Raw genomic sequence first — 11022 nt, 5'->3', positions numbered from 1 at the left:
GGGTGCCGCCGACCTCGGTGCCGTCGACCTCGGTGCCGGGCGTACGAGCGGCGCGCACCGCCGCGGCCGCGACCGGCAGGATGCCCTCGCGGCGGCGCGGCTCGGGCAGCGCCTCGTCCTCGGGCAGCAGGTCGAGGGCCGCGAGGCAGGAGGGGATGAGCACCGACGCGAGCTGCTTGTAGCCGTCGGCCGAGGGGTGGAAGCGGTCCGGCCCGAACAGCAGCGCCGGTGCGGCGTCGAACTCCGGGCCGAGGATGTCGCCGAGCGAGATCGACCGGCCGCCGTTCTCGACGACGGTGATGGTCTGCGCGGCCGCCAGCCGGCGCGACCACTCGCGCGCGACCTGCTTGAGCGGCTGCGGGATCGGCCGGATGGTGCCGAGGTCGGGGCAGGTGCCGACGACGACGGCCACGCCCTGCTCGCGCAGGCGTCGTACGCCCTCGGCGAGGTGGCGCACCGACGCGGACGGCAGCACGCTGTGGGTGACGTCGTTGGCGCCGATCAGCACGACGGCGAGGTCGGGGTGGGTGCCGAGGGCGGCGTCGACCTGCTCGGCCAGCGCGCTCGACTGCGCCCCGACGACGGCGAACGAACGCAGGTGCACGCGGCGGTCCGCCTGCGCGGCGACCCCCGTGGCGAGGTGCGCGCCGGTCGTCTCCTCGACGCGGTCCACGCCGTAGCCGGCGGCGCTGGAGTCCCCGAGCAGGGCGATGCGGATCGCCGGGCCCGGTCGGCCGCGGCCGTACCAGCCCGTCGCCTGCGGAGGTACGTCGTTCGCGTTGCCGATCAGCCTCCGCGCGATCTTCGCCTCGGCGACCAGGACCCCGTAGAGCCCGGCGCCGAGGACGGAGAGCCCGCCGCCGCCCAGGGCCGCGGCCGATGCCAGCTTGCGTGCTGCTCCTGTTGCCCCCACGCCCCGATGCTACGCAACCGGCAGTGACGGCTACGGACGAGTAGACGGCTAGATTGGCCCGGTGCAGTACGTGAACTCGCTCCTCGACCTGATCGGCAACACCCCGCTCGTCCGGCTCAGCCGGACCCTCGACCTTCCCGGAGGAGACCAGGGGGACGGCGCAGACGCCCCGCTGGTGCTGGCGAAGGTGGAGTACCTGAACCCCGGCGGGTCGGTGAAGGACCGCATCGCCAGCCGGATGATCGAGGCTGCGGAGGCGTCCGGCGAGCTCCAGCCCGGCGGCACGATCGTGGAGCCGACCTCCGGCAACACCGGTGTCGGCCTGGCAATGGTGGCCCAGCAGAAGGGCTACAAGTGCGTCTTCGTCTGCCCCGACAAGGTCAGCGAGGACAAGCGCAACGTGCTGAAGGCCTACGGCGCCGAGGTCGTGGTCTGCCCGACGGCCGTCGCGCCGGAGCACCCGGACTCCTACTACAACGTCAGCGACCGGCTCTCCAAGGAGCCCGGCGCGTGGAAGCCCGACCAGTACTCCAACCCCCACAACCCCCGCTCCCACTACGAGACCACCGGTCCGGAGATCTGGGAGCAGACCGAGGGCAAGATCACCCACTTCGTCACGGGCATGGGCACCGGCGGCACGATCAGCGGTGTCGGGCGCTACCTCAAGGAGAAGAACCCTGACGTCCAGGTCATCGGTGCCGACCCGGCCGGCTCGGTCTACTCCGGCGGCACCGGCCGTCCCTACCTCGTCGAGGGCGTCGGCGAGGACTTCTGGCCCGAGACCTACGACCGGTCCGTGGCCGACCGCGTCATCGAGGTCTCCGACGCCGACTCCTTCGCCTTCACCCGCCGCCTCGCGCGCGAGGAGGCCATGCTGGTCGGCGGCTCCGCCGGCATGGCGGCCTACGCCGCCCGCCAGGTCGCCCACGAGCTCGCGGCCGAGGGACGCTCCGACGCCGTCGTCGTCGTCCTGCTGCCCGACTCCGGTCGCGGCTACCTCACCAAGGTCTTCAACGACGAGTGGCTCGGCCAGTACGGCTTCGCCACCGGCGCGCAGGCCGACCACCGCACCGTCGGCGAGGTGCTGCGCGGCAAGTCGGGCCAGCTGCCCGACCTCGTGCACACCCACCCCGGCGAGACGATCGCGGAGGCCGTCCACATCCTCCAGGAGTACGGCGTCAGCCAGATGCCGGTCGTCCGTGCCGAGCCGCCGATCGTGGCCGCCGAGGTCGCGGGCTCGGTGTCCGAGCGCACGCTCCTCGACGCGCTCTTCGCCGGCCACGCCAAGCTGACCGACCAGGTCGAGGACCACATGTCCGAGGCGCTGCCGACGATCGGGTCGACCGAGGCCGCGGCCGACGCGGTGTCGCTGCTCGAACACGCCGACGCGGTGCTGGTCCAGGAGGACGGCAAGCCCATCGGCGTGCTGACCCGGCAGGACCTGCTCACCTTCGTGGCCGCCTCGTGAGGCGCCCCACGACGCGTCTGGCCACAGGCCTGGTGGCACTCGCCTGCCTGGGAGCCCTCGGGGCCTGCAGCAGCGACGACGCCAGCACCAGCACCAGCACGGACCCGGTCGAGGTGGAGGTCGGCAAGGCCTTCTCCTGGAACGGCTTCGACGTCGAGGACGGGTGGGAGCTCAACGCCATCAAGCGGTCGGCCGGCCTCGAGGAGGTCACCACGCCCGAGGTGAAGGGCACGATCAAGAACACCTCCGACGAGGAGCGCGCCGCGCTCTTCGAGATGGTGTTCTCCACCGACGGCTCGCCGGTCGCGACGCTCAGCTGCTCGGCCGCGAAGATGGTCACCGACCAGTCCCAGCAGTTCATCTGCCCGGGCCTCAGCACGACGATGCCTGAGGACTACGACGCAGTCGTCGTCCAGGAGTTCCGCCGAGACACGTCCAGCTGACGTGGGGCACCGACATGGGTGACCTCTCCGGCGAGGTCATCCTCTTCCTCGTGCTGGCGGCACTGGCCGCGGGCTTCGTCGACGCGGTGGTCGGCGGCGGTGGGCTGATCCAGCTGCCTGCCCTGCTGCTGGGCCTGCCGGGCGCGTCGGTCGTGCAGATCGCCGCGACCAACAAGCTCGCGTCGTTCTGCGGCACCTCCATCAGCGCGGCGACGTACGTCCGTCGCATCCACCCCGACCCCCGCACCTTCCTGCCGCTGATGCTCGCTGCCGGGCTGGGATCGGTCGGTGGGGCCCTCGTCGCCTCGATGCTGCCGCGCAGCGCCTTCGATCCCATCATCCTGGTCGTGCTCGTGGTCGTCGGCGCCTACGTGTGGTTCAAGCCGAGCGTCGGCCAGCTCACCAACCTCCGCTTCCAGGGCGGCAAGCACCTCACCGTCGTGGTGCTCACCGGCCTGACCATCGGGTTCTACGACGGTGCCATCGGGCCGGGCACGGGCTCGTTCTTCGTCTTCGCGCTGGTCGGCCTGCTCGGCTACAACTTCCTCGAGGCCTCCGCCAAGGCCAAGCTCGCCAACTGGGCGACCAACCTGGCGGCGCTGGCGGTGTTCGTGCCGCAAGGTGCGGTGATCTGGCAGCTGGCCCTGCCGATGGCAGCGGCCAACATCACCGGCGGCTACCTCGGCGCCCGGCTCGCGGTGGCGCGCGGCGCAGGCTTCGTGCGGGTGTTCTTCCTCGTCGTCGTCGCCGGCTTCGTCGTACGCCTCGGCGGACAGCTGGTCGGGTGGTGGTGACGGCGTCCGGGCCGTCGGTGCGGGGGAGGAGCGCGTCCGGACGGTAGCCTCCACCTCGTGGGAGCGGTCTCGGCAGTCGACGGGTTCCAGCGGCGCCATCGCGTCCTCGGCTTCCCGATCGCTGTCGTCTACAAGTACTTCGACGACCAAGGGCCCTACCTCGCGTCGGCGCTGACCTACTACGCCTTCATCGCGATCTTCCCGCTGATGCTGCTGGGCACCTCGATCCTCGGCCTCATCCTGCGCGGCGAGCCCGACTGGCAGGAGCAGATCCTCGACTCCGCCCTCGCCCAGTTCCCGATCATCGGTGACGAGCTCGGGCGGCCCGAGGGCCTGCAGGGATCGGTGACCGGTGTCGTGATCGGTGGACTCGCGGCGCTCTACGGTGCGATGGGGCTGGGCCAGGCGCTGCAGAACACCCAGCACGTCGCGTGGTCGGTACCGCGCAACAGCCGCCCCAACCCCTTCTACGCCCGGTTGAAGACCCTCGGTCTGCTGGTGACCGGGGGGTTCTCGCTGCTGGCGGTCTCGATCGTCTCCACCGTCGCCAGCACCACCGACCTCTTCGGCGAGGCGCTCGACCAGGGCTTGAAGCTGTTGCTCCCGCTGATCACCGTCGTCGTCGTCGGCACCTTCCTGACCCTGCTGTTCCGGTTCGCCGCCACCGCACAGCACTCGTTCGTGCGGGCGGCGCCGGGCGGCTACGCGCTGGCGGTGATGTGGCAGGTGCTGCAGCTCGGCGGAGCGGCGTACGTCGACCGCGTGCTCGTCAACACCTCCTCGATGACCAAGACGTTCGGCCTGGTCCTCGGACTCATCGGCTTCCTCTGGATCGGTGCGGTGATGGCGGTCCTGGCGACCGAGATCAACGTCGTGCTGGCTCGTCGGCTCTGGCCCCGTGCCCTCCTCACGCCGTTCACCGACAACGTCGTGCTCACCGAGGCCGATCGCCGCGCCTACGCCTCCTACGCGCGGATGCAGCGGCACAAGGGCTTCGAGAAGGTGGTGGTGCGCTGGGAACCCGGCCCGTTGGAGCGCGACGCCGACGAGCCCTCCGTGCCGCCGGACGCGGTGGACGAGTCCGCCACACCGCCCGAATCGGTGGACGAGCCGTCGCCGCAGCGCCCGGCGTGACGTCGTACGTCACCATCGCCCGCGACGCGACCGCCGAGGTCGAGGACCGCGGGTCGCGCTTCCTCTGCACGCTGCGCCGGGTCGCGACCGAGGACGACGCCCGCGCCCTCGTCGCCGCGCTGCGGCGTGAGCACTGGGACGCCCGGCACCACTGCTCGGCCTTCGTGCTGGGCCCGGACGGTGCGATCCAGCGCTCGTCCGACGACGGCGAGCCGGCGGGCACTGCCGGGGCGCCGATGCTCGACGTGCTGCGCGGCGCCGGGTTGAGCGACGTCGCCGCCGTGGTCACGCGCTGGTTCGGCGGCACGCTGCTCGGGGCCGGCGGCCTGGTGCGGGCCTACGGCGACGCCGTGCGCGGCGCGGTGGCGGAGGCCGGGGCGTTGCGCCGCTCGCTCCTCACCGAGCTGGCCCTGGAGCTCGACCACGCCGACGCGGGCCGGGTCGAGGGCGAGCTGCGGTCGCGCGGTGTCGTGGTGCTCGACGTGGCGTACGACGCCCGCGTGCGGCTGCTGCTCGCCGCCGCGCCGGGGGCGGTGGAGCGGCTGGACGAGCTGGTGGCCGCAGCCACGGGCGGGCGGTCCCTGGCGACCCCGGTGGGGGAGTGCTGGGTCGACGTCACCGACTGACGTCGCCGTCGACCTCCCCGTCGACGTAGACCCACCGGCCGGCGCGCTGCTCGAACCGGCTCACCTCGTGCATCGCGCCGCCCTCCCAGGTCGCGACGAACTCGACGGTGTCGGCCTCGGCGGCCAGGATCCGCAGCCCGGTCCACCGGGTGCCCGGGACGGGGCGCACGTCGTCCGGCCGGGTGCGCGGGTGCCAGGTGCGGAAGAGGTGGTCGGCGTCCCCGGTGACGAAGGCGGTGTAGCGCGAGCGCATCAGCTGCTCCGGCGTCGCCGCCTGCGCCACGTTGGCGAGCAACGGCCCGCAGCAGCCGTCGTACGACTCACCGGTCCCGCACGGGCAGGGGGTGGACAGCACGGGTCGACGATACTGGCCACCGTTTGTGTTGCGGTGTAATCATGTAATACATGAAGACAGATGAGAGCCGTCGCGGTCGCCGCGGCGGGTGGCAGGTCGCCGACCTGCCGGACGCGTCCGACGCGTCCGAGTGGTTCCACGGGCGGCTGCCCGAGGCATGGTTCAGCGCCGTCGACGTCACCGTCGACCGCGAGGAGATCCTGGTCGTCGGCACCCTCGCCGACGACGTGAACGGGGCCGAGGCGGAGGGCCGCATCAGCCGCTTCCGGTCCGAGACCAAGGCCGAGCGCATCGAGATCGCCCTCGAGGCCCAGGCCCGCTACGAGCGCAAGGTGTCGTGGGGGGTGCGGCTCGGCGACACCGAGGCGCTGTTCACCCACGTCGCCGCGCCGGTGATGACCCGGCTGCGCCAGCCCGAGCGTCGGGTGCTCGACACGCTCGTCGACGCCGGCGTCGCCCGGTCGCGCTCCGACGCGCTCGCGTGGTCGGTGCGGCTGGTCGGCCAGCACGCCGACGAGTGGCTCGGCCAGCTGCGAGACGCGATGGGGGAGGTCGACAAGCTCCGCGGCGAGGGCCCGTCGCTCTGACCCGACCCGCGAGGACGCGCGGGCACGGCCCGGTAAATCCGGTGTCGCGCCCGCGCGTGCCCGCGTTAGGTTCGCCGCCATGACGATCGAGCGGCCGGTGCCGTCCTTCAGCAACGACGAGGTCGGGATGCTTCGGTCCTACCTCGACCACTTCCGCGCCACGATCAGGCTGCAGGCGAGCGGGCTGACGGACAAGCAGCTCGACCAGCGACTCCCGCCCAGCGACCTGACGCTGGGCGGGATGCTCAAGCACCTCGCCTTCGTGGAGGACTACTGGTTCTCCTACAACCTGGCCGGCCATGACCCGTCCCCGCCGTGGGACGCCGCTCCGTGGGCCGAGGACCCCGACTGGGACTGGCACAGCGCAGCCGGTGCGACGCACGCCGAGCTCGACGCGCTGCTGGCCGACGCCATCGTCCGCTCGGACGCCTGCCTCGACACGGCCCTCGCCGCCGACCCGGACCTCGGCCGGCAGGTCGCGCGTCCGCGCGACCCGGCCAGGGGCGAGACGGCGACGCTGCGCTGGGTGCTGGTCCACATGGTCGAGGAGTACGCCCGCCACGCCGGTCACGCCGACCTCATCCGCCAGTCCGTCGACGGCGCGACCGACGTCTGAGCGGGTCGCCCGCCCACGTCGTGCCGGGTCAGTCCTGGTGCAGGCAGAGCACGTTGCCGTCGGGGTCCTTGAACCACGCCGCCTTCTCGGCGCCCATCACGCACACGTGGTCGACGGTCTTGAGGTCGGGCAGGTCGTAGTCCTCGAAGACCACGCCGCGCTGCTCGAGCTCGCCGATCTCGGTGCCGATGTCGTCGACCTCGAAGCTCATCGCGGTGCTCTCCGACGGACGGCTGTCGGGGCGGGGGAGCAGGACGAGCGTGGAGCCGCCGTCCAGGGCGTACGTCGCGCTGCCCTCGTCGTTGGTGCCGGTGTAGTCGAGTCCCAGGGACTCGGAGTAGAACGTGCGGGCGCGGTCGACGTCGGTGACCGGCATCATCATCGCGACCGTGCGGTGCGTGAGCGCCATGGAGCGCCTCCTTCTCTGCTGGTCACCCCCAGTGTGCGCCCCCTCGGGCGCCGTCGGGAGACTGCTCCAGACCGGTCGGACGGAGAGGAGCACGCGATGGGCATCAGGGCGGCGACGGAGGCGGACTGGCCGGCGATCTGGCCGTTCTGGCGCGACATCGTCGAGGCCGGTGAGACCTACGCCTACCCGCTCGGCGCGACGTCCGACCAGGCCCGGGGCTGGTGGTTCGACGGGAGTCGGGTGACGGTCCTCGAGGAGGACGGCAGCGTCCTCGGCTCCGCCAAGATGGGCCCCAACCGCCCGGGCCGCGGCGCCCACGTCGGCACGGCGTCGTTCATGGTCGCCGCCACCGCACGCGGTCGCGGCGTCGGTCGGCGCCTGGCCGAGGACATGGTCGCGTGGCACCGTGAGCAGGGGTTCGCCGGCATCCAGTTCAACGCCGTGGTCGAGACCAACACCGGCGCGGTCCGCCTGTGGCAGGACCTCGGCTTCACGATCGTCGGCACGGTGCCCGGTGCGTTCGAGAGCACGCGGCACGGACGGGTCGGCCTGCACGTCATGTACCTCGACCTGGGCTGAATCAAGCCCCCGCGGGGGCGCGTCTGGTGGAATGTCCCCATGGGCGAGCCGATCCGCGTGTACCTCCTCGACGACCACGACGTCGTGCGTGAGGGACTCACGTTCCTGCTCGAGCAGCAGGAGGACATCGTCGTCGTGGGCCAGTCCGCGACCGCGGCCGAGGCGACCGCACGCATCCCGGCCCTGCGGCCCGACGTGGCGGTGCTCGACGCGCGGCTGCCGGACGGCTCGGGCATCGAGGTGTGCCGTGCCGTGCGGGCTGTCGACCCGACGATCAAGGCGCTCATCCTGACGTCGTACGACGACGACGAGGCGCTGTTCGCGGCGATCATGGCCGGCGCCTCGGGCTACGTGCTCAAGGAGATCCGCAGCTCCGACCTGGTGACCGCGGTGCGGCACGTCGCAGCCGGCAAGTCGCTCATCGACCCGGCGATGACGGCGACCGTGCTGGAGCGGATCCGCAACGGCCCGGACACGCCCGACGAGCTGGCCTCGCTCACCGACCAGGAGCGGATCCTGCTCGGACACATCGCCGAGGGGCTGACCAACCGGCAGATCGCCGAGCAGATGTTCCTCGCCGAGAAGACGGTGAAGAACTACGTCTCCAGCATCCTCGCCAAGCTGGGCCTCGAGCGTCGTACGCAGGCGGCCGTGCTGGCCTCCAAGCTCCTCGGCGACGCGCCGCGCTGAGGTCCCCTCGCGGGCGGGACCTTCGTCCCGCCGACCCGGTGACCGGCGGCCCTGACGCCGCGAGCGTGGCCGCGGGACTGTGGTGGTGACCCAGCAAACCCACCACCCGAGGAGGAGATGACGATGAACGTCATCCACCGCCAGCACCACATCAGCACCGAAGGCGTCACCACCTCCGAGACCGAAGAGGTCTCCCGGGTCGGCCTGTCCCGCGCCCTCGCCGTCCTGCGGATCGCCTTCGGAGTGACCTTCCTGTGGGCCTTCCTCGACAAGACCTTCGCCCTGGGCTTCAGCACCGGGGCCCAGTTCGCCGAAGACGGTTCCCGGGCGGGGACCGACTTCATGGCCCAGGACGCCGCCTGGCTCAACGGGGGCAGCCCCACCGAGGGGTTCCTCACCTTCGGCGTCCCCGCGGACAACCCCTTCCACGGGTTCTTCGCCTCCCTCGCCGGCCAGACCTGGGTCGACTGGCTCTTCATGGCCGGCCTCCTCGGCATCGGCGTGACCCTCCTGCTGGGGGTCGGGATGCGGATCGGCACCGCGGCCGGCGCACTCATGTACGCCTTCATGTACGCCGCATCGCTCCCGCTGGCGAACAACCCGGTCGTCGACGACCACCTCATCGGCGTGATCTCGATGGCCGTCCTCGCCCTCGGCGCGGCCGGCACCACGTGGGGGCTGGGTCACTGGTGGAACCGCACGAGCTTGGTACGGAAGTACCCCGTCCTGCGATGACACCCGTCCCTCACCGGACCCGGCGCCTCCCCCGGCGTCGGGTCCTCTGGCGTGCGGGCGGGACCCCCGCCTGACGCGCACGCCCGGGGAGCGGCGACGTCAGCGCAGCGGGACCCGCCACACGAGCACCGTGCCGCGCTCGCCGACCCGGGAGACCTCGAGCGTCCCGCCGAGGTCGTCGGCGCGTCGCCGGGCGTTGCGCAGCCCGCTCTCGGAGACCTCGGCGGCCAGGCCGACGCCGTCGTCGGCGACCCGGAGCTCGAGCCGGTCACCGGCCACGAGGACGTCGACCTCGGCGCCGTCGGCGAGCGCGTGGCGGGCGACGTTGGACACCGCCTCCCGCAGCACGGCCAGCAGCTGGGCACCGAGCGCGTGCGACACGGCGGTGTCGACGGGGCCGGAGGTGCGCACGACCGGCGTGAACCCCAGCACCGGGACGTACTCCTTGACCAGCTTGCGGACGGCGGCGCGCAGGGAGTCGCCGCTTCGGTCCTGGAGCTCGAAGATCGTGCCGCGGATCGCCTTGATCGTGTCGTCGAGGTCGGCCACGGACTTGTCGAGCCGATCCGCGATCGCGCTGCCGCCGGTCATCGCCGCGACGCCCTGCAGCTGCAGGCCGGTCGCGAAGAGCCGCTGGATGACGATGTCGTGGAGGTCGCGGGCGATGCGCTCGCGGTCGGAGATCAACGCCAGCTCCTGGCGGTCGGCGAGCGCCTGGGTGCGGTCCAGGGACAGCGCCACCTGGTCGGCGAATCCCGCCAGGAGGTCGCGCTCCTCGACGTCGAGCAGGCCCGAGCCGGGGTGGGCGACCGCGACGAGGGCGGTGACCGGCGCCAGGTGCGAGCGCAGGGGCACGACGACCAGCGGTGTGTCGTCGGCCGCGGCGGTCACGACCGCCGAGCCGGTGCCGGACTCGGCGCTACCCCGTGCGTCGGCCAGGGCCGCAGCCACGAGCCCGGCGTCCACGCCCGGCGCGACGCTGACCGTGTCCTGCTCGGGACCGAGCGACGACCAGAGCGCGACCGCCTGCGCGCGCGAGACCAGGCGGGCACTGGTGACGATCTGCGGCAGCACGGCGTCGAGGTCGACGGGGGGTTGCAGCAGCTCGGCCAGGTCGGCCGACGCCTCGAGCCACTGCCGTCGCCGCTCGCTGAGCGCGAAGGAGCGTGCGTTGCTGATCACGTAGCCAGCCGTGCGGGCAAGCTCCTCGACGAGCTGCTCGTCGGCCTCGGTGAACGGTCCGCCGCCGGCCTTCTCGGTGAGGTAGAGGTTGCCGAAGACGGTGCCGCGGATGCGCACCGGCATCCCGAGGAACGACGTCATGGGCGGGTGGTTGGCCGGGAAGCCCACCGACGCGGGGTGGGCACTGAGGTCGGTGAGCCGCAGGCCTGAGGGGTGCTCGATGATGACGCCGAGGATTCCGCGGCCTCGGGGGAGGTCGCCGATGAGGGCGCGGGTGCGGTCGTCGAGCCCGGTCGTGACGAACTCCACGAGCTCGCCGTCGCCCCCCAGTACACCCAGCGCGCCGTAGCGGGCGTCGGTCAACGCTGTCGCGGCCTCGACGATCCGCGTCAGCACGCTGGCCAGGTCGAGGTCGCTGGAGATCGCGGTCACGGCCTCGAGCAGCAGGCGGGCGTCGGCGCCGAGGTCGGGCGAGGGAGTGTGCGTCACCC

General features: G+C 72.3%; 14 protein-coding genes. 10 read left to right on the top strand and 4 right to left on the bottom strand.

What is annotated here, in order from left to right; translation table 11 throughout:
• On the bottom strand, positions 1-913 hold a 913-nt coding region (locus tag ACXJKB_RS21100), incomplete at its 3' end, for an SGNH/GDSL hydrolase family protein (RefSeq protein WP_457191910.1).
• A 61-nt stretch (positions 914-974) separates the two neighbouring features.
• Between ACXJKB_RS21100 and ACXJKB_RS21095 the strand changes: the two genes are divergently transcribed.
• The 5 genes from ACXJKB_RS21095 to ACXJKB_RS21075 are packed head-to-tail and all read left to right on the top strand — an operon-like array spanning position 975 to position 5378.
• Positions 975-2381, top strand: coding sequence for a cystathionine beta-synthase (locus tag ACXJKB_RS21095; RefSeq protein WP_457191908.1), 1407 nt, complete (start codon positions 975-977; stop codon positions 2379-2381).
• Between the two features lie 32 nt (positions 2382-2413).
• Entirely contained in the window at positions 2414-2824 is a 411-nt protein-coding gene (locus ACXJKB_RS21090; RefSeq protein ID WP_457191906.1) for a hypothetical protein, read from the top strand.
• A gap of 14 nt (positions 2825-2838) precedes the next feature.
• The gene (locus ACXJKB_RS21085; RefSeq protein WP_457191904.1) at positions 2839-3618 is read left to right on the top strand and encodes a sulfite exporter TauE/SafE family protein; all 780 of its coding nucleotides are present in this window, start codon (positions 2839-2841) and stop codon (positions 3616-3618) included.
• Between the two features lie 57 nt (positions 3619-3675).
• Complete coding sequence (locus ACXJKB_RS21080; RefSeq protein WP_457191902.1) at positions 3676-4752, top strand: YihY/virulence factor BrkB family protein; 1077 nt, start codon at positions 3676-3678, stop codon at positions 4750-4752.
• Complete coding sequence (locus tag ACXJKB_RS21075; protein ID WP_457191900.1) at positions 4749-5378, top strand: YigZ family protein; 630 nt, start codon at positions 4749-4751, stop codon at positions 5376-5378. Before ACXJKB_RS21080 ends, ACXJKB_RS21075 begins: the two co-directional genes overlap by 4 nt.
• On the opposite strand, the gene ACXJKB_RS21070 is transcribed toward ACXJKB_RS21075, so the two are convergent.
• Positions 5368-5730 (bottom strand): YchJ family protein, encoded by a 363-nt coding sequence (locus ACXJKB_RS21070; RefSeq protein WP_457191912.1) that lies wholly within the window; start codon positions 5728-5730, stop codon positions 5368-5370. The genes ACXJKB_RS21075 and ACXJKB_RS21070 overlap by 11 nt on opposite strands.
• A 53-nt stretch (positions 5731-5783) precedes the next feature.
• Here ACXJKB_RS21070 and ACXJKB_RS21065 point away from each other — a divergent pair, with 53 nt between their 5' ends.
• Both ACXJKB_RS21065 and ACXJKB_RS21060 read left to right on the top strand, forming a co-directional pair.
• Entirely contained in the window at positions 5784-6320 is a 537-nt protein-coding gene (locus ACXJKB_RS21065) for a hypothetical protein (RefSeq protein WP_457191898.1), read from the top strand.
• 79 nt (positions 6321-6399) lie between these two features.
• Complete coding sequence (locus ACXJKB_RS21060) at positions 6400-6936, top strand: DinB family protein (protein ID WP_457191896.1); 537 nt, start codon at positions 6400-6402, stop codon at positions 6934-6936.
• A 28-nt stretch (positions 6937-6964) separates the two neighbouring features.
• Here the strand turns inward: ACXJKB_RS21060 and ACXJKB_RS21055 are convergent, their stop codons facing one another.
• On the bottom strand, positions 6965-7345 hold the full coding sequence (locus ACXJKB_RS21055; protein WP_300046632.1) for a VOC family protein: 381 nt from the start codon (positions 7343-7345) through the stop codon (positions 6965-6967).
• A 96-nt stretch (positions 7346-7441) separates the two neighbouring features.
• On the opposite strand from ACXJKB_RS21055, the gene ACXJKB_RS21050 reads away from it, so the two are divergent.
• The 3 genes from ACXJKB_RS21050 to ACXJKB_RS21040 all read left to right on the top strand — a co-directional run bounded on the left by ACXJKB_RS21050 (position 7442) and on the right by ACXJKB_RS21040 (position 9349).
• Positions 7442-7924, top strand: a complete 483-nt coding sequence (locus ACXJKB_RS21050) for a GNAT family N-acetyltransferase (RefSeq protein WP_191192999.1) — start codon at positions 7442-7444, stop codon at positions 7922-7924.
• A 39-nt stretch (positions 7925-7963) separates the two neighbouring features.
• Positions 7964-8614, top strand: a complete 651-nt coding sequence (locus tag ACXJKB_RS21045; protein ID WP_457191893.1) for a response regulator — start codon at positions 7964-7966, stop codon at positions 8612-8614.
• Between the two features lie 123 nt (positions 8615-8737).
• Complete coding sequence (locus tag ACXJKB_RS21040) at positions 8738-9349, top strand: hypothetical protein (protein ID WP_457191891.1); 612 nt, start codon at positions 8738-8740, stop codon at positions 9347-9349.
• A 99-nt stretch (positions 9350-9448) separates the two neighbouring features.
• Here ACXJKB_RS21040 and ACXJKB_RS21035 read toward each other — a convergent pair whose 3' ends face one another.
• Positions 9449-11020 (bottom strand): GAF domain-containing protein, encoded by a 1572-nt coding sequence (locus ACXJKB_RS21035; RefSeq protein ID WP_457191890.1) that lies wholly within the window; start codon positions 11018-11020, stop codon positions 9449-9451.
• Positions 11021-11022 lie beyond the last annotated feature (2 nt).

Source organism: Nocardioides sp. P5_E3 (assembly GCF_054049275.1).
This window is presented reverse-complemented; position numbering and strand designations above follow the sequence as displayed.